Origin of the sequence: Flexivirga meconopsidis (assembly GCF_026162425.1) — a bacterium.
Lineage (GTDB): Bacteria > Actinomycetota > Actinomycetes > Actinomycetales > Dermatophilaceae > Flexivirga > Flexivirga meconopsidis.
This window is the reverse complement of sequence record NZ_JAOBQJ010000003.1, coordinates 261,830-278,280: the sequence shown is the minus strand read 5'-3', so window position 1 is coordinate 278,280 and position 16,451 is coordinate 261,830. Positions and strand designations below refer to the sequence as shown.

Sequence of the window (16,451 nt, the reverse complement as noted above, 5' to 3'; positions counted from 1 at the left end):
GTGAGACGTCGGGCAGCAGGGGCGTTGACCTGCGCAAACGCGGCAGGTCAGGCCAGTCCGAGCTCCGACAGGCCGTATGCCGTGAGATAGGTCACGCCTTCGGCCTCGATGCGCTCGCGCGCGCCGGTGTCGCGGTCGGCGATGACCGCGACGGCGACCACTTCACCGCCCGCCTCGCGCACGGCCTTCACCGCTTCGAGCGCGGATCCGCCTGTCGTGGAAGTGTCTTCGACGACGACGACGCGCCGGCCCTTGATCGACGGGCCTTCGATGCGCTGCTGCAATCCGTGCGCCTTGCCCGCCTTGCGCACTACGAACGCGTCCAGGGAGCGACCGTCGGCCGCGGCGGCGTGCAACATCGAGGTGGCAACCGGGTCCGCGCCCATGGTCAGGCCGCCGGCCGCGTCATACGACAGGTCCTTGGTGAGGTCGAGCATCACCTGACCGACGAGCGGCGCGGCGACTCCGGAGAGGGTGATGCGGCGCAGATCGACGTAGTAATCGGCCTCTTTGCCCGAGGAGAGCGTCACCCGCTGGTGCACGACCGCCTGCTGCTTGATCAGCTCGAGCAGGGTGTCGCGGATGGTCTGGATCGCGTTGTCGGTCATGGCTGCATCATGTCCTTCCATTACTTGGGACGGTGCCGGCGGACCAGCTTGCCGGTGCGCACGATCGGCCGTGGCAGCACCCGCAACGCCCCGGCAGCGAGCTTGTACTGGATGCCCGGGATCGACACGACCTTGCCCTTGTCGACGTCGTCCAAGCACTCTTTCACCAGCGAATCCGCCTGCAACCACATGAAATCGGGTGCGCCCTGGCCCTTGATGCCGGCTCGGTCGTGAAACTCGGTGCGGGTGAAACCCGGGCACAGCGCGGTGACGGTGACCCCGCTGCCCTTGAGCTCGCCGGCGAGCGACTCGGAGAAGACCGTGACGTAGGACTTGGCCGCCGAGTAGGTGCCGGACGCGAGGAAACCGGCGACCGACGAGACGTTGATGATCGCGCCGTGGCCACGTTCGCGCATGGCGGTGGCGGCGGCGTGGGAGAGCACGACGACGGACCGGACGAGCACGGCGAGCAACTCCTCCTCGTCGCGAATGTCGTTCTGCAGGAACGACTTCTTCAATCCGTATCCGGCGTTGTTGACCAGCAGGTCGACCGGTCGCGCCGGGTCGGCAAGCCGGTCGGCCACCAGTTGCACGTCGAGTCGCTCGCTGAGATCGGCCGGCAGGACCTCGACCGCGACGTTGTGTCGCTGCTCAAGCTGCGCCTTCAGCTCCTCGAGTCGTTGCTTGTTGCGTGCGACAACCACCAGGTCGTGTCCGCGGGACGCGAGTTCGGTGGCGAAGGTCTTGCCGATGCCGGCGCTCGCGCCGGTGACGAGTGCGGTGGCCATAGGGATTTCTCCGCCCATCTGTCGGGTCAGCGTAGATACGCCCGGGAGTCTATGCGGAAACGTCGTCGAATCCCTCGCGGTGCGCGACCACCGAGGCGATGTGCTGCTCCGCCCAGTCGCGCAGCACGTCGATCGGCTCGCGCAGGGACCGGCCGAGGTCGGTGAGTTCGTATTCGACGTGCGGCGGCACACTCGGGCCCCCGATCCGGTCGTCCAGCGCGGTGAAGCGCATCGGACCATCGGCCAGGGCGCTGACGACCAGCACGGTCCACTTGTCTCCGACTCGGTCGAGCACCGCCGGACGCGGGTTCACCGTCGCCAACTAAAGCCACGTAGGTTGGGGCCGTGCGCATCGCGACCTGGAACGTCAACTCCATCCGCTCTCGCATCGACCGCGTCGTCGAGGTGCTGCAGCGGCACGACTTGGACGTGCTGCTGCTACAGGAGACCAAGTGCCGCGACGACCAGTTCCCGGTGCTGCCGCTCAGCGCTGCCGGCTATGACGTCGCGATGCACGGCCTCAACCAGTGGAACGGCGTCGCGATCGTCTCCCGCGCCGGGCTGGACGACGTCGAGGTCGGTTTCCCCAACATGCCGATGTATGGCGACCCGGCAGTCGCCGAGGCGCGCGCGATCGGCGCAACGGTCGACGGCATGCGGGTGTGGTCGCTCTACGTGCCCAACGGTCGCGAGGTCGGACACCCGCACTACGCCTACAAACTCGATTGGCTGGCCAAGCTGCGGGACGCCGCGGCGGGCTGGCTGGCCGAGCAGGACGACGCGCAGATCCTGCTCGCGGGCGACTGGAACATCGCGCCGACCGACGAAGACGTCTGGAGCGTGGAGTTTTTCGAGGGCAAGACCCACGTCACCGCGCCGGAGCGAGCGGCATTCCGCGCGGTCGTCGACGCCGGCTTCGCCGACCTGGTCCGGCCTTACACACCCGGCCCTGGCGTCTACACCTACTGGGATTACACGCAATTGCGCTTCCCGAAGCGACAGGGCATGCGCATCGACTTCGCGCTCGGCTCCCCCGCGCTGGCCGAGCGCGTGACACACGCCGAGATCGACCGCGAGGAGCGCAAGGGCAAGGGCGCCTCCGATCACGCCCCGGTGCTGGTCACGCTGGACTGACCAGGTGGAGGTCGTTGGCGGCCCGGCGCCGGGGGTGTTCTGGGCACCCTCGGCGACCGACCCGTCGGCTCCTCCCCCGCCGGTGGTGTTGCTCGGTCACGGTGGCAGCGGTCACAAGCTGTCGGCGCGCAACCTGGACCTCGCCAATCGCCTTGCGCGAGAGGGCGTTGCGTCATACGCGATCGACGGGCCATTGCATGGCGAACGCGCGGCCGCACCCGGGTCCGGCGACTACCAGACCCGGCTGGCGCGCACCGGCATGGACGTCGTGCTCGACCGGATGACCGGCGACTGGCTGACCGGGCTCGACCTGCTGGCCGCACGCGGCAGCATCGACCCCGACCGAGTCGGCGTCGTGGGGCTCTCGATGGGTGCGCGGTTCGGCATACCTCTTGCGGCTGCCCTCGAACAGCGCTTGCGTTGCGCGGTTTTCGGCAAATTCGGCCTGCGTGCAGCTCCACCGTCTTTGGCAGCTCTCGACACCCCACGGCGGCACGCGGAAGCCGCCACGCGGATCACCGCACCGGTCCTGTTGCACGTGCAGCAGGACGACGAGATCTTTCCGCTGGAGGGTCAGCTGGCACTGTTCGAGTGCTTCGGGGGCAGCGGCAAACGCGCGATCCAGGCCGCCGGACGGCACGCGACGCCGATCGCCGAGTCCGAGATCGCCGACTGGATCAAATGGCTCGCTCGGGAAATGCTGACTCCATAGGCTGGCGAGCATGAGTCCCGTGCAGCTGATCCGTTCGTCGGCGCTGTCCGACACCGCCCCCTACGCGTATGCCGCGACAACCGAAACTGCTTCTCGTCCAGTCTATTTCGCCGGTGCGTGCCCTCTCGATGCGGACGGCGCAACAGTGGCGATCGGTGACGTGGCCGGTCAGGCGCGGCAGTGCGTCGCCAATCTGTTGACGGCGATGCAGGACGCCGGTGCCACCCTGCAGGACGTCATTTACACCAGAGTCCTGGTCGCGACGACTTCTCGTGACGATCTGGTCAGCGCTTGGGACGTGGTGGCGAAGGCGTTCGGTGACCACGACGTGCCCAGCACGCTCACCGGCGTGAGCGTGCTCGGCTATCCGGACCAGCTGGTGGAGCTGGAGGCAGTCGCGGCGCTACCTGCCTGAGCTTCACCAGGGGACGGGGCCGTCGGCATCGACGAACGTCCCGCTCTCCGCTTCTGCCGGCAGTGTCGCTGCCCGTATGACGATCTCGGCCGCCTGCGCAGCAGTGAGCGGCGCCTGGCTGCGGTTCATCGGGGTGAGGTCGGTCTGCACGAACCCCGGACAGACCGAGGTGACCTTGATGGGCGTCTGCACCAGTTGCTTCGCCAACGCGATCGTCACGTTGTTCAGCGCGGCCTTCGACGCCTGGTAGGCCGGCATCGTCAGCGCGTAGTAGGGCGAGCTCGGATCGGTCTGATCGGTCAGCGAGCCCATGATCGTGCTGACATTAACGATGCGGCCGGCATCGCCAGCTCGTAGTAGCGGCAGAAATGCCTCGGTGACCGAGACGGCGCCGAAGAGGTTTGTTTCGAACGTCTCTCGGAACAGCCGCACGTCGATAACTTCCGCGGCATCGCCACGGGCTTCCGGCAAGACACCTGCGTTGTTCACTAGAACGTCGAGTCGACCGTGCGCCTGCCCGATTCGATCGGCAGCAGCAGTGACCTCCGTCGCATCCGTCACATCCAACTGGACTGCACCGGCCGAACCTGCTTGCTTCACAATGTCGTCCGCGACGCACTGACCCGTCGCACGGTTCCGCGACCCGATCACAACGTGATGACCGGCAGCAGCTAGACCCCGCGCCACCTCCATCCCGATGCCCCGATTTCCCCCGGTTACCAACGCAACTCGCACAGCAGCCTCTCCGTGGCCGGCCGACCCGGCACCAACTAGCGACGATGGAACCCGATCCGACGGCGGAGCGCTGGCACGAATGCGACGTGACGCTCCGGAAGGATTCAACCGCGCTGCGAGCGCCACTTCTCCAACAGCGCGCACAACCCGCAACCGTTTCGACTTATGCACGCCCCCACCCCCAACAGCACGCACAACCCGCAACCGTTTCGACTTATGCACGCCCCCTGCCCCCAACAGCACGCACAACCCGCAACCGTTTCGACTTATGCACGCCCCCTGCCCCAGCAGCGCGCACAACCCGCAACCGTTTCGACTTATGCACGCCCCGTCCGACTCAGCCGCGCTGCGAGCGCCACTTCTCCAGCAGCGCGGGCATCTCCACCTGCAAGAACGCGAAGAAGTCGGCCATCTGCGCAAGTCGCTCGCCGGCAGGAGTGTCCGCGCCGAGTTGCACCGCGCCGTCGGACATCACCTCGTGCCACCGGTCAATCACCGATCCACGGTGCAGCAGGCCTTCGTACCAGATGTCGTCGGCGACGCTGAATTCGTCGCGGCGGCTGCCCAATGGCCGCGAGCGCTCGACCATGTGCACCTGCTCGAGATAGCGCACCGCCCCGGAGATCGCGCCGGCGCTGGCATGCAGCGACTCCTGCAGGTCGGCGGCGGTCAGGCGTCCTTCGTCCGTCGAGACGAGAGCGGCGAAGACCCGGGCCGCCATACGGTTCATGCCGGCCCTCGTGAGTTCGTCACCGAGTGTCTCGACGAAGGCACGGCGCGCTGCAGCCGGTGCGGGCGATCGGCGGCTGCGAGGCGTCATACCTGCGGAGGATAGGTCATGTTTTGCTAGTTTTCTATGTTTCACAAATTACTGAAACTTAGCTACAGTCGGGAGTATGACGACAGCAATCGACGTGCAGGGCCTCGTCAAGAGATTCGGCCGCACCACCGCCCTGGACGGCCTCGACCTCCAGGTGAGCACCGGCGAGGTGCACGGCTTCCTCGGACCCAACGGCGCGGGGAAGTCCACGACCATCCGCACCCTGCTCGGGGTGAGTCGGGCGGACGGTGGGACCGCTACCCTGCTCGGCGGCGACCCGTGGCGGGACGCCGCCTCCCTCCACCGACGCCTGGCCTACGTCCCCGGCGATGTGAACCTCTGGCCGAGCTTGAGTGGTGGAGAGGTGATCGACGTGCTCGGTCGGATGCACGGCAGCCTCGATCGCGACCGCCGAGCACAGCTGATCGAGCGATTCGAGCTCGATACACGCAAGAAGAGCCGGACCTACAGCAAGGGGAACCGGCAGAAGGTCGCACTGGTCGCCGCCTTCTCCTCCGATGCCGATCTGCTCATCCTCGACGAACCCACGAGTGGCCTGGATCCGTTGATGGAGAAGGCTTTCAGCGACACGCTCGCCGAGGAGAAGGAGCTCGGCCGCACGGTGCTGCTCTCCAGCCACATCCTCTCCGAGGTCGAGCGGCTCTGCGATCGGGTGACGATCATCCGGGCCGGTCGGACGATCGATTCCGGCACGCTCAGCGACTTGCGCCACCTCGGGCGCTCGAAGGTCGAGGCGGTCGTGCGCAAATCCCCGGACGAGCAAGCACTCCGCGGCCTCGTCGGGGTGCACGAGCTCAGCACCGCACCCGTCGACGACGGCACTCAGGTCGCGGCTCAGGCCGACCCGACCGCAGTCGGACCGCTCGTGCAACAACTCGGCGCGCTCGGCCTTGAGAGTCTCACCTGCACACCACCCAGCTTGGAAGACCTCTTCCTCACCTACTACGAGTCGGATTCGACACGATGACAACCGGTTTGCTGCCCTACTTGCGACTCGAGCTGCGCCGCGACCGCATCTGGTGGCCACTCTGGACGGCGATCCTGATCGCGATGCCCACCGCCACGGTCGGCACCTACGAAACCGTCTACCCGACCGCCGCCGAACAGGCGTCGGCCACCGCGACGGTGAACGCCAACCCCTCCCTGCTCGCGCTCTACGGACCGGCCTTCGACCTGTCCAACGCGGGGGGCTTTCAGGCCTGGAGGGTCCTCGGATTCACCTGCCTGCTCGCTGGATTCGTCGGTGGCTTCACCCTGCTGCGGCACACCCGCGCCGAGGAGGAAGCCGGGCGCACCGAGTTGCTGCGTGCGGGCGTGCTCGGCCGCCATACTGCGCTCGCGACAACGGCCCTCGCCAGCCTCGGCTGGTCCATCGTGATCTCCGTCATCACGGCGGGATTGCTTGCGGCACAGGGACTTTCACTGAGTGGCTCGTTAATCACCGGAATGGGTGCGGCCGGTTGCCTACTGTTCTTCGCCGGCGTCGGCGCCGTGGCCGCGCAGGTCTTCGAACGCGTCGGTCCGGCACGCGGCGTGGTCGGTGCGACGCTTGGCGCGGCATACCTGCTGCGGGCGATCGGCGACAGCAACGCGCGTTTGGGCTTCCTGTCCTGGTTGTCCCCCATCGGCATCGCCCAGCAGGCCGGACCGTATGCCGACGAACGGCCGCTCGTGCTCCTGCTTTTCGTGCCGACGACCGCGATCCTTTTCGTCATCGCACTCGCGCTGGAGTCGCGGCGTGACCTCGGCGCCGGTGTGGTGCAGCCGCGGCTCGGCCCGGCCACTGGCAACCTCTCCGGCCTCGCCGGACTGACCGCCCGCTTGCAGCGCGGATCGCTGATCTCGTGGATGATCGGGGCGCTCGTCGCCGGCATCACCCTCGGCGCCATCACCTCCGGCCTGCTCGACCTGCTCAAGGACTCCGGCTCCGCGGTGGACATGCTGCGCCGGATGGGCGGTGGCTCAACTCTGCTCGACGTCTATTTCGCCGCGATCATCCCGATCGCCGCCGTCGTGCTGGCCGCACACGGCGTCCTGGCACTCGGCGTGCTCAGCCGCGAGGAGGCGACGGGCCGGGCGGAACAGCTGCTGGCGGCTGCCGTACGACGAGAGCAGCTCATCCTCGGGCATCTCACCTGGGCGCTCCTCGGGGCCGTCGCCCTGCTGATGCTCTTCGGCGCCGGCCTCGCCGGTGCCTACGTGCTCGCCGGTGGCGCACGCAACGACGTCGGCGCCATCCTCGTGTCGTCGATCGGCGCGCTGCCGGCGGTGTGGACCGTCATCGGCGTCGCCGCACTGGGAGTCGGTCTCGGCGGCGCGTGGAGCCGCCTCGGTCTCATCGTGCTCGGCGTGCTGGTCGCACTCCAGTGGTTTGGTGCGGTGATCTCCTTGCCTGACTGGCTGCTCGACCTCTCGCCGTTCCGGCAGCTGCCTCCGGTGGGCGGCGCGTCCACCGACGATCTGCTGCCGCTCGGCCTTCTCCTGGTGGTCGCGGCGCTGCTCACGACGGTGGCGGTCGCGCTGTTCAGGCGCCGCGATGTCACCCCTGAGGGCTAGAGTCACGGCACACGACAAAACAGCCAGGGGGCATCACATGTCGTATGACGAGCCACACCCGACACAGGCACACGCGCCGGTCGCGCCGACGCAGCATCTTCCGCAACAGCCACCCAAGCAGCACGAGCCCTACCCGCAGCCTTACCCGCCGCACGCCGTCGCGCCATACAACGGCCCGCAGCAGCAGCAGGGCTGGCCGCAGCAGCAGTACCCGCCACCGGCATACCTGCCCGCACCGATGGTGTCGACGGCCCGGCCGCCGGTGTCGACCGGTCTGGTGGTGTTCGCCTGGATCCTCGCGGTCATCACCTTCTTCTACCTGCTGCCCTGGGCGGTCGCGGTCACCCGCAACCGGTCCAACATGGGCGCGATCTTCCTGCTCAACTTCCTGTTGGGCTGGTCGTTCATCGGCTGGGTCGTCTCGCTGGTGATGGCGTGCGGTGCCGACCAGCAGACCAACGTCCTGGTGGTCAACCAGGCGCCATACGGGCCGCCGCCTCGCTGAGGGCGGCTCTCCCGCAGTCAACCCGCCGCGAAGTAACGTTGGCGTCATGAGTGCGCGCGTCGACCACGACCTGGTCATCGTCGGGTCCGGTTTTTCCGGCATCGGCATGGCAATCGCCGCCCAGCGATCCGGACGGGACTACGTCATCCTGGAGAAGGCCGACGAGATCGGCGGCACCTGGCGGGACAACCGCTATCCGGGCTGCGCGTGCGATGTCCCGAGCCACCTCTACTCCTTCTCGTTCGAACCCAACCCCTACTGGTCACGCGCCTACGCGACCTCCGACGAGATCCAGGACTACCTGCTCTACTGCGTCGAGAAGTACGGCCTGCGTGACAGCATCCGGTTGCGCAGCACCGTCCAGCGGATGACGTTTGACGAGGGTCTTGGCGCATGGCACGTAACCGTCGGCACCCCGGACGGCGACAGCTATCAGCTAGTCGCCGGCGCCGTCGTGCTCGGGGTGGGCGCACTGCACGACCCGGTGCTGCCCGACATACCCGGCATCGAGTCCTTCCAGGGCGAGGTGATGCACACCGCCGCCTGGGATCCCGGCGCCACCATGATCGACAGACGCGTCGGCATCATCGGCACCGGATGCAGTGGGGTGCAAGCGATTCCGCACCTGGCTGAGGATGCCAAACACCTGACGGTCTTCCAGCGCACACCGATCTGGGTGCTGCCGAAGGTCGACCCGGCCTATCCGGAGTGGCTGGTCGACGCCTACGAGAAGCGCCCGTGGCTGATGAAGGCCCACCGGGCAAAGATCAAGGCGGCGAACGAGCTGCGCGTGCTCGCCTTCACCAAACAACCGCTCCTGCTGAAGGCAGCCTCGAAAGCCGCTCTGGCACATATGCGTTCGGCGGTGAAGGATCCGCAGCTACGGGCCAAGCTGACGCCGGACTACACGATGGGCTGCAAGCGCATCACGATGTCCAACACCTACTTCCCGGCGCTGGCCCGTGACAATGTCTCGGTCGAGACCTCGTCGATCACCGGCGCGGACGCGACCGGGGTGACCACGGCCGACGGCGCACACCATGACCTCGACGTGCTCGTGCTGGCAACGGGTTTCGACGTCAGCGGCTCCTACCGGCACCTCAATGTGACCGGCCTCGCGGGGCACACCCTGGAGGCCGATTGGGATGCCGGCATCGAGTCCTACTACGGCGTCACCGTGCCGCACTACCCCAACCTGTTCCTCCTGCTCGGCCCGAACACCGGGCTCGGGCACACCTCGGTGGTGCTGATGATCGAGGCGCAGATCGGATTGGTGACAAAGCTGCTCGACGCCCGCGACCACCGCGGCGCGACCGCCGTCACGGTGCGGCCGCAGGTGGTGCCGGCACACATGGCGCAGCTCGATGAGCGCAGCAAGGCGACCGTCTGGCAGTCCGGTGGCTGCACCAGCTGGTATCTCGACGAGGAGGGTCGCAACCGCACCCTCTGGCCGGGCTCGGTCGTGGAATACGAGCGCAAGCTCGCCGGGCCCGAACTCGTCGACTACGAGTTCACCGGCGCGCTGGACGGCTGATCGTCAATCGTCGAGCGCGACGTCCCCGATGCCGCGCGCCGCGGGCTCGTCGGCCACCTCGCTCACCTGGCGACCGAGCAGCAACGCCACAGCAGCCGCGACGAGCGCGACGATCGCCGCGCCGAGGAAGACCGTCTGCACCTGCACGATGCCCGCAGCAGTCACCGTCTCCTCGCTCGGGTTGCTGAGCGACTGCACCCGCGCATAGAAGCGGTGCAGCCCGATCGCGGTCAGCAGCGCGAGGCCGACGACCATGCCGATCATCCGGGCGACGACCACCAATGACGAGGCGACACCGTGCGCGGAGCGCGGCGCGTCATACAGAGCGGCGTCGTTGACCGGTGCGATCGCGACGCCGACACCAAGACCTGCGAGCGCGAGCATCGTGGACGGAAGCGGCCAGGAGTCAAGGGTATTCGCGCCCCAGGTGGACATCTGGAAGAGCGCCAGCGCGCTGATCAGCAGCCCCGGCGCCGCGACGTATGCCGGGCCGAGCCGCCGCAGCAGCCAGCCCCCGAGGAGCGCACCGACCGGCACGGCCACCAGGAAGCGCAGCAGGATCAGGGCCGCCTCCGTCTGCGAGGAGGTGACGGTCAGCCGGGCAAGCACCGGGATGTCCACGACGATCGCGACGATCGCGGTGCCGACGCACAGTGACACCAGCAGCGCCGGACGGACCCGACCGACGACCACGCCACGCGCGATCAGCGGCGAGGCTGCCGTCCGTTGCCGCCACGCGTAGAGCGCGGCGGCGATCACCGCGACCGGCAGCAGCCAGTAGCCCATCGGCCCCACGACCTGCTTCTCCGGGTTGGACGCGGCGAAGGTCAGCACCAGGGCGCCGAGCGCCAGCGCGATCAGCAGGGCGCCCAGCACGTCGATGCGGCGCACCGTGCGCCACCAGTAGCGCACCGAGAGGGCGATCAGGACGGCCAGCGCGATCAGACCCCACACGCCGATCTGGGTCATCAGGCGGGCGGAGCTGTCGCCATACGGGACGAACGGACCGCCCCACCGGATCGAGGTGGTCAACGAGTCGGGGGCCCACAGGGCGAGGCCGAGCAGCACGAAGGCAGCAAGGGCGGCGACCGCAGTGAGCAGGGACCACCACCACGGCACGCGTGGACCGTCATCGGCGGAGGGCGCTCCGTGGCCGCCGACGACGAGGATCGCCGCGGCGAGCGCCAGCCCGGCAAAAGTGTTGAGCCAGAAGATCATTCGCCAGTCGCCGATCGCCAGGACCAGCGCGCCGAGCAGCGGGCCGATGACGCTGCCGATCTCCTGGACGGCACCGACCACCCCGAGTGGCGTGCCGCGCTTGCCCGGTGGCCAGAGATCGGCGACGAGTGCCAGCGTGGCGGGCACCAGACCGCCGCCGCCGACCCCCTGCAGGAACCGCCCGGCCACCATGACCGACAGGTCGACCGAGATCGCGGTGACCGCCGAACCGACGACGAAGAGCAACAGGCAGCCGATCAGGATCCGTTGTCGTGCAACGAGATCCGCGAGTCGCCCAATGAGCGGTAGCACGGCGATGTAGCCGAGCAGAAAGCCGGAGATGATCGGCGTCGCCTTCTGCAGCGCATCGACGCCGAGGCCGACACCGCTCATCATGTCCTGCAGCGCGAGCACCACGACATACGTGTCGGCGGCGGCGAGCGCCACGGCGACAGACGCGGTCGCCAGCAGCGCGCGCGGGCGTGCGGAAGTTGGTGATTGCATCGGCGGGGTCCCCGAGATCGTCGATCAGGACGGCGGCGTGACCGTGACCTTCTCGCCGTACTTCGTCAGGTCGACGGTGTATGACGTGTCGGTCGACTGGCTGTAGAACTGCCCGGTCAAGGTGGCGGAACGCAACTCGCCGCTCTCGGTGATCAGGTAGGTCGTGTCGTAGGTTTCGGCCTCGACGCCGATGGTGAGGTTCTTCTTCACGACGCTGCCCGGCAGCGATCCGGTGACCGTCTGCACGACGTCGCTGCCGCTGCGCTTCTTGGCACCGAACTTCGGGTTCTGCGTCGCGGTGAGCAGTGACGAGAAGCCGCCCTCGGTGGCGAAGATCTGCGCCGGGTCGGGCGCGCCGAACTGCTTGGGGTCCACCGGCGACATCTTGGAGTTGAGCGGGGTCTTGGCCCAGACCTTGCCGTTCACTGCCACCACCGGCACGTCGACGGCACCGGCGACCGGCACCTGCACCTTGATGCTGCCCTTGAACGCGGGTGCGTGGGAACCGTCGCCCTCACCGCTGAGCAGTCCGGTCGCCTTGTCGGGGACCTTTTGCGAGGTCAGCTTGAAGTGCACACCGGCGGTCTCGTCGAGGGTCTTCTTCGCAGTGGCGAGCATGGCCGACGGAGTCGCCGCCGACGCACTGGCGCCGTCCGACTTCTTCTTGCTGCCGGCACTACACCCGGTGAGCGCGAGGGAGGCGGCGACCGCGAGGGACCCGGTGACGGTGAGAGTGCGTCGCATGCAGGGCAACCTATCTTCCAGATGGCGTCGGGTGGTGGGGCCGTCCGTATAGACGCCGAAGATTCACATGCGGTTCCGGCGGCTCATCAGTCGAGACCCGCGGCCGTGCGGGCCTTGGCCACCCAGCGTGGCTCGGCACCGTAGCGCTGGGACGAGATCAGCCGGCCGTGCGCGCAGTCCTCGACGAGGGTCGTCATCCGCCGGTCGCGGGTCGCGGGTTGTTTGGCGCCCAGCACCCAGTGCGTCGCGACCTTGCGGTATCCCGGCGTCGCCGCTGCCCAGAAGGCGGCTGCCCGGCCGTCCGCGGTCAACTGCTGCTGGTATGCCGCAGGCAACTCGTCCGCCGGGCGCTCGTAGGAGTAAGTGCCCGAACGCTCCGGCCTGCGCCGGGCGTAGGCATCGAGACCGGCCTGCGTCATACGGCCTTGGGAGCGCAGCTCCTCGACGGCCGCGATGTTGACCGCGCTCCAGGTGCTGCCGCGTCGTCGTGGGGTCCAACGTTGGCGCCTGCTGTCGTCGTCGATGCGCTCGGACTTGGAGTCGATCCAGCCGAAGCAGAGGGCTTCGCGGACCGCGTCGGCCCATTCCAGGCCACGGTCTGCGACGTGCTTCTTGTGCAGGCCCATCCAGATCTCGTCCTCGCCGGCGTGGTGCAGTGCGAGCCAGGCCCGCCATTCCGCCGCGTCGGCGAAGAAGACCGCGGGCCGGTCGGGTGTGCCGCCCGGACGGCCGGGCGGAGTCGGGCTCACCATGCGACCGATCATCTCGCAATATGGTCGGGTGCGGATTGCTGTTCCCTCCGCTCGCCGTGTCGGCCAGAATGTCGGGATGACGGCACTACAGGTGAAGAACGTGACGACCGACGACGGCGCGCGACTGGCGGTGTACGTCCGGGAGCCGGCCTGCGACGCGGGCGGCACGGTCGTCCTCGGCCACGGGTGGATCCTGGACCACCGCTCCTGGTTACCTGTCGTCGACCGGCTCGACCCGTCGTTGCGGGTGGTGCTCTGGGACCAGCGCGGACACGGTCGATCCACGCTCGCCGGCGGCGGTCACAAGGTCGGCAACGAGTCCATCGAGCGGCTCGGCCGGGACCTGTCGGCCGTCATCGGTCAGGTCGTGCCGGACGGTGAGAAGGTCGTGCTCGGCGGCCATTCCATGGGCGGCATGACGATCATGGCGTATGCCGGGGTCGCCCCCGACGAGTTCGCCGACCGGGTGCGCGGCGTCGCGCTCGTGTCGACCGCCGCCGGCGGGCTACGCGGCACCGGCCGGGCGGGTGAGGCCGGTCTGATGTCGGCGCTACGGCACGTGCCACTGCGGTTGGGGCGTGCGATGACCGAAAAGGGGCAGCGCAGAACGGCGTTCGGCAAGGGCGCGCGTCCGGAGGACGTGCGCGATGCGACGCGCATCGTCCGCGGCACCCGCGCGAGCGTGCTCGGCGGCTTCTACGGCGCGCTCATGCGACACGACGAGATCGCCTCGCTGCCGGCGCTGCGGTCGGTGCCCGTGCGCATCCTGGTCGGCACTCGCGACTTGTTGACCCCGCCCAAGCTCGCCGACCGGCTGGCGCAAGAGCTCCCGGACGCGGAGCTGACAAAGTTTGACGGCCTCGGTCACATGCTCACCTGGGAGGCCAGCGACGACGTTGCGGCGACGGTCACTACGCTCTCACGATGAGCCAGATTGCAGCGCGGACAGTCCAGTCGATGCGTTCGGAAGCCGATCGACTGCTGGACTTCGGCCGCCGGTCGCAGACAGACCGCGGCTTCGGCTGGTTGGACGACGACGGCGCGCTGTCCTCGCGCCCGCTCGAGCTGTGGATCACCTGCCGTATGACGCACGTCGCGGCACTCGGACTACTCACCGGCAGAGCCGAATTCGCCGACATGGTCGATCACGGAGTGACCTCGCTGCTCGACCATTTCCGGGACGGCGAGCACGACGGCTGGTTTGCCACGATCGACGGGTCGACGGGTGCGGCCACCGACTCGGACAAACTCGCTTATGCCCATGCCTTCGTGCTGCTCGCCGCCAGTAGTGCGGTGGCGGCCGGTCGGCCGCGGGCGCAGGAGCTGCTCGCTGCCGCCCGCGCGGTGCATGACGAGCGCTTCTGGATCGACTCGAAACACCTTGTCCACGAACGCTTTTCCGCCGACTGGTCGGACGGCGAGCCCTACCTGGGTGTCAACGCTGCAATGCACACGGTCGAGGCGTTCCTTGCCGTGCACGACGTCACCGGGGACACCTCATATCTGGATCGCGCGGAAGCCACCACGCAGCAAGTGATCTCCTGGGCCGCCCAGCGCGACTGGCGCATCCCGGAGCACTTCGACCTCGATGCCAATCCGCTGCCCGACTACAACCGCGACAAGCCGGCAGATCCGTTCCGGCCGTTCGGCGCGACCGTCGGACACGCGCTGGAGTGGTCGCGGCTGGCCCTCTCGGTGCGGGCCGCCCGGCGTGCGGGAGCCCCGTCATACGACGGTGGGCTGGTGGGCGCCGCAACGCAATTGGCCGATCGAGCGGTCGCCGACGGCTGGGCCGTCGACGGTGCGGACGGCTTCGTCTACACGACCGATTGGTCCGGCAAGCCGGTCGTGCACGCCCGCATGCACTGGGTGCTCTGCGAGGCGGTCGGCGCGGCATACGCGTTGGGCATCGCGACCGGCGAGCAGCGCTGGGACGACGCGGTGACGCAGTGGTGGGACTACGCCGATCGCTACCTGATCGATCACGAAAAGGGTTCGTGGCACCACGAACTCGACGCCCGCAATGCCCCCGCCCACGACACGTGGGTCGGCAAACCCGACGTCTACCACGCCTTTCAGGCCTGCCTCCTCGTCGGCGACCAGTTGCCCCTCGCGCCGTCCTTCGCGACCGCGCTCGCCACCCGCACCCCCTAACCGCCGAGAGGCTCACTTATCGGCGAGGGGCCCACTTATTTCACCGTCTGGCGCGGCCGATAACTAGGCCTGCGGGCGATAAGTGAGCCTGTCGGCGAGCGAACCAAGCGCCTGTGGATAGCCGAACGCGCGCGGGACAGGACAGTGCCACGCTCAGACAGCATGACCACCGACGCCCAAGAGTCGCCGCGACCGGATCTCGAGAGCTGGCGGGCGGAACGATCCGCTCACGTCCATACGCTGCGACGCGGCATCCGCCTGACCTCGGCTTCGAGCCTCGCGGCAGTGCACCCAGCCGACCCGAGCGTTCGGCTCGGCCGGCGCATTCGCCGCGGCGTGCACCTGCCGGCAGTGGCCGAAAGCCGGTCCGTGGACGAAGAACTAATCACGATGGCCATCGCGGTCGACACGGCCGCGGCCGGATCACCGGTGTTCGCGCATGGCACCGCGGCTGCGCTGTGGGGGCTCCCCTCGATCGGCTCCCCACCTACCCGCGTCGAGTATGTCGTGAAGCCTGGATCTCGCGGCCGCAGCCCGCAGGTGACGCGTCGCCGGACGACTCTCCCGGTCTCCCAGGATGACATCGGCGGCTTGTCGGTGACCACGATCGAGCGCACGATTGTCGACCACGCGCGGCATTCCTCGTTGGAGTCGGCTATCGCCATGTGCGACAGCGCAATTCATCACCGACTCACGAGCCGGGCACAGCTTGTGGACGAGGCGGAGCGCCTCCCGCGAGGTGCCCGCGGTCGACGGATGGCAATCCTTGCGGTCCACCTCGCCGACGGCCGGTCGGAGTCGGTCCTTGAGTCGCTCAGTCGTGCTCGGATGTTTCAGCTCGGCATGCCACTCCCCGAGCTCCAGGTCGACTTCTGGGACGACGCGGGGTTTATCGGGCGCACGGACTTCTACCTGCCGCAGCTTCGGATCATCGGCGAGTGCGACGGCGCGGTGAAGTATGCGGTGAGTGCGCAGCAGTCGAGCAAGCAGGTCGTCGATGCGCTGTTGCGTGAGAAGAGCCGCGAGACCCGCCTGCGACGACATGGCGACGTGCGGGACGTTTTCCGCTGGGGCTGGGCGGAGGCGTTCGATCCGAGCAGATTCTTCGACATTCTCGTGGCTGCCGGCATACACCCCGTTGCGGAGGGCGGCTGGCCGTTGCCACCGGGCCCGCTCCCGTCGAACGCCTACTTCGCCGACAGGCTCAGATAATGGCGAGAGGCTCAGTTATTCGACGACTTCTTGCGTCGA

18 protein-coding genes are annotated in these 16,451 nt (G+C 68.2%); 10 read left to right on the top strand and 8 right to left on the bottom strand.

Features of this window, described 5'->3' with window-relative positions; translation table 11 throughout:
• Positions 1–47: 47 nt before the first annotated feature.
• Genes pyrE through N2M23_RS11060 form a run of 3 tightly spaced genes read right to left on the bottom strand, consistent with a single transcriptional unit; the run spans position 48 to position 1,709 of the window.
• The gene (gene pyrE / locus N2M23_RS11070; RefSeq protein WP_265445525.1) at positions 48–608 is read right to left on the bottom strand and encodes an orotate phosphoribosyltransferase; all 561 of its coding nucleotides are present in this window, start codon (positions 606–608) and stop codon (positions 48–50) included.
• A gap of 20 nt (positions 609–628) precedes the next feature.
• Entirely contained in the window at positions 629–1,396 is a 768-nt protein-coding gene (locus tag N2M23_RS11065) for an SDR family NAD(P)-dependent oxidoreductase (protein WP_265445524.1), read from the bottom strand.
• Positions 1,397–1,445: 49 nt separating this feature from the next.
• Positions 1,446–1,709, bottom strand: a complete 264-nt coding sequence (locus N2M23_RS11060; RefSeq protein WP_341870595.1) for a winged helix-turn-helix transcriptional regulator — start codon at positions 1,707–1,709, stop codon at positions 1,446–1,448.
• 32 nt (positions 1,710–1,741) lie between these two features.
• Here N2M23_RS11060 and N2M23_RS11055 point away from each other — a divergent pair, with 32 nt between their 5' ends.
• The 3 genes from N2M23_RS11055 to N2M23_RS11045 are packed head-to-tail and all read left to right on the top strand — an operon-like array spanning position 1,742 to position 3,657.
• Positions 1,742–2,530, top strand: a complete 789-nt coding sequence (locus tag N2M23_RS11055; RefSeq protein WP_265445520.1) for an exodeoxyribonuclease III — start codon at positions 1,742–1,744, stop codon at positions 2,528–2,530.
• Positions 2,531–2,534: 4 nt separating this feature from the next.
• Complete coding sequence (locus N2M23_RS11050) at positions 2,535–3,242, top strand: dienelactone hydrolase family protein (protein ID WP_265445518.1); 708 nt, start codon at positions 2,535–2,537, stop codon at positions 3,240–3,242.
• A gap of 10 nt (positions 3,243–3,252) precedes the next feature.
• On the top strand, positions 3,253–3,657 hold the full coding sequence (locus N2M23_RS11045) for a RidA family protein (protein ID WP_265445517.1): 405 nt from the start codon (positions 3,253–3,255) through the stop codon (positions 3,655–3,657).
• Between the two features lie 3 nt (positions 3,658–3,660).
• On the opposite strand, the gene N2M23_RS11040 is transcribed toward N2M23_RS11045, so the two are convergent.
• Together N2M23_RS11040 and N2M23_RS11035 are read right to left on the bottom strand one after the other, a co-directional pair.
• On the bottom strand, positions 3,661–4,392 hold the full coding sequence (locus N2M23_RS11040; protein WP_265446161.1) for an SDR family oxidoreductase: 732 nt from the start codon (positions 4,390–4,392) through the stop codon (positions 3,661–3,663).
• Between the two features lie 337 nt (positions 4,393–4,729).
• Complete coding sequence (locus N2M23_RS11035; RefSeq protein WP_265445515.1) at positions 4,730–5,212, bottom strand: GbsR/MarR family transcriptional regulator; 483 nt, start codon at positions 5,210–5,212, stop codon at positions 4,730–4,732.
• Positions 5,213–5,288: 76 nt separating this feature from the next.
• Between N2M23_RS11035 and N2M23_RS11030 the strand changes: the two genes are divergently transcribed.
• The 4 genes from N2M23_RS11030 to N2M23_RS11015 are packed head-to-tail and all read left to right on the top strand — an operon-like array spanning position 5,289 to position 9,828.
• Positions 5,289–6,200: an ABC transporter ATP-binding protein gene (locus N2M23_RS11030; protein ID WP_265445513.1), complete on the top strand. Its 912-nt coding sequence runs from the start codon at positions 5,289–5,291 to the stop codon at positions 6,198–6,200.
• A complete protein-coding gene (locus N2M23_RS11025) occupies positions 6,197–7,789 on the top strand; it encodes an ABC transporter permease (RefSeq protein ID WP_265445512.1) in 1,593 nt (530 codons plus the stop codon). Before N2M23_RS11030 ends, N2M23_RS11025 begins: the two co-directional genes overlap by 4 nt.
• Before the next feature lie 37 nt (positions 7,790–7,826).
• On the top strand, positions 7,827–8,294 hold the full coding sequence (locus N2M23_RS11020; protein ID WP_265445510.1) for a superinfection immunity protein: 468 nt from the start codon (positions 7,827–7,829) through the stop codon (positions 8,292–8,294).
• A 46-nt stretch (positions 8,295–8,340) separates the two neighbouring features.
• The gene (locus N2M23_RS11015) at positions 8,341–9,828 is read left to right on the top strand and encodes a flavin-containing monooxygenase (RefSeq protein ID WP_265445508.1); all 1,488 of its coding nucleotides are present in this window, start codon (positions 8,341–8,343) and stop codon (positions 9,826–9,828) included.
• A gap of 3 nt (positions 9,829–9,831) precedes the next feature.
• On the opposite strand, the gene N2M23_RS11010 is transcribed toward N2M23_RS11015, so the two are convergent.
• The 3 genes from N2M23_RS11010 to N2M23_RS11000 form a co-directional block, all read right to left on the bottom strand.
• Entirely contained in the window at positions 9,832–11,550 is a 1,719-nt protein-coding gene (locus tag N2M23_RS11010) for an MFS transporter (RefSeq protein ID WP_265445507.1), read from the bottom strand.
• A 24-nt stretch (positions 11,551–11,574) separates the two neighbouring features.
• Positions 11,575–12,294 carry an LppX_LprAFG lipoprotein gene (locus N2M23_RS11005; protein ID WP_265445505.1) on the bottom strand — a complete coding sequence of 240 codons (720 nt, stop codon included), beginning with the start codon at positions 12,292–12,294 and terminating at the stop codon, positions 11,575–11,577.
• An 86-nt stretch (positions 12,295–12,380) separates the two neighbouring features.
• Positions 12,381–13,046, bottom strand: coding sequence for a YdeI/OmpD-associated family protein (locus N2M23_RS11000; protein WP_265445504.1), 666 nt, complete (start codon positions 13,044–13,046; stop codon positions 12,381–12,383).
• A 76-nt stretch (positions 13,047–13,122) separates the two neighbouring features.
• Between N2M23_RS11000 and N2M23_RS10995 the strand changes: the two genes are divergently transcribed.
• From N2M23_RS10995 to N2M23_RS10985, 3 genes are all read left to right on the top strand, one after another.
• A complete protein-coding gene (locus tag N2M23_RS10995) occupies positions 13,123–13,974 on the top strand; it encodes an alpha/beta fold hydrolase (RefSeq protein WP_265445503.1) in 852 nt (283 codons plus the stop codon).
• Positions 13,971–15,200 (top strand): AGE family epimerase/isomerase, encoded by a 1,230-nt coding sequence (locus N2M23_RS10990; RefSeq protein ID WP_265445501.1) that lies wholly within the window; start codon positions 13,971–13,973, stop codon positions 15,198–15,200. Before N2M23_RS10995 ends, N2M23_RS10990 begins: the two co-directional genes overlap by 4 nt.
• Before the next feature lie 162 nt (positions 15,201–15,362).
• A complete protein-coding gene (locus N2M23_RS10985; RefSeq protein WP_265445499.1) occupies positions 15,363–16,412 on the top strand; it encodes a hypothetical protein in 1,050 nt (349 codons plus the stop codon).
• Positions 16,413–16,451: the final 39 nt, after the last annotated feature.

Excerpts from the sequence above, each read along its gene's own strand:
- N2M23_RS11000 (WP_265445504.1), bottom strand. The coding sequence starts at position 13,046 with ATGGTGAGCCCGACTCCGCCCGGCCGTCCGGGCGGCACACCCGACCGG.
- N2M23_RS10995 (WP_265445503.1), top strand. The coding sequence starts at position 13,123 with ATGACGGCACTACAGGTGAAGAACGTGACGACCGACGACGGCGCGCGA.
- N2M23_RS11045 (WP_265445517.1), top strand. The coding sequence starts at position 3,253 with ATGAGTCCCGTGCAGCTGATCCGTTCGTCGGCGCTGTCCGACACCGCC.
- N2M23_RS11020 (WP_265445510.1), top strand. The coding sequence starts at position 7,827 with ATGTCGTATGACGAGCCACACCCGACACAGGCACACGCGCCGGTCGCG.
- N2M23_RS11025 (WP_265445512.1), top strand. The coding sequence starts at position 6,197 with ATGACAACCGGTTTGCTGCCCTACTTGCGACTCGAGCTGCGCCGCGAC.
- N2M23_RS11015 (WP_265445508.1), top strand. The coding sequence starts at position 8,341 with ATGAGTGCGCGCGTCGACCACGACCTGGTCATCGTCGGGTCCGGTTTT.
- N2M23_RS11035 (WP_265445515.1), bottom strand. The coding sequence starts at position 5,212 with ATGACGCCTCGCAGCCGCCGATCGCCCGCACCGGCTGCAGCGCGCCGT.
- N2M23_RS11065 (WP_265445524.1), bottom strand. The coding sequence starts at position 1,396 with ATGGCCACCGCACTCGTCACCGGCGCGAGCGCCGGCATCGGCAAGACC.
- pyrE (WP_265445525.1), bottom strand. The coding sequence starts at position 608 with ATGACCGACAACGCGATCCAGACCATCCGCGACACCCTGCTCGAGCTG.
- N2M23_RS11010 (WP_265445507.1), bottom strand. The coding sequence starts at position 11,550 with ATGCAATCACCAACTTCCGCACGCCCGCGCGCGCTGCTGGCGACCGCG.
- N2M23_RS11005 (WP_265445505.1), bottom strand. The coding sequence starts at position 12,294 with ATGCGACGCACTCTCACCGTCACCGGGTCCCTCGCGGTCGCCGCCTCC.
- N2M23_RS10985 (WP_265445499.1), top strand. The coding sequence starts at position 15,363 with ATGACCACCGACGCCCAAGAGTCGCCGCGACCGGATCTCGAGAGCTGG.
- N2M23_RS10990 (WP_265445501.1), top strand. The coding sequence starts at position 13,971 with ATGAGCCAGATTGCAGCGCGGACAGTCCAGTCGATGCGTTCGGAAGCC.
- N2M23_RS11030 (WP_265445513.1), top strand. The coding sequence starts at position 5,289 with ATGACGACAGCAATCGACGTGCAGGGCCTCGTCAAGAGATTCGGCCGC.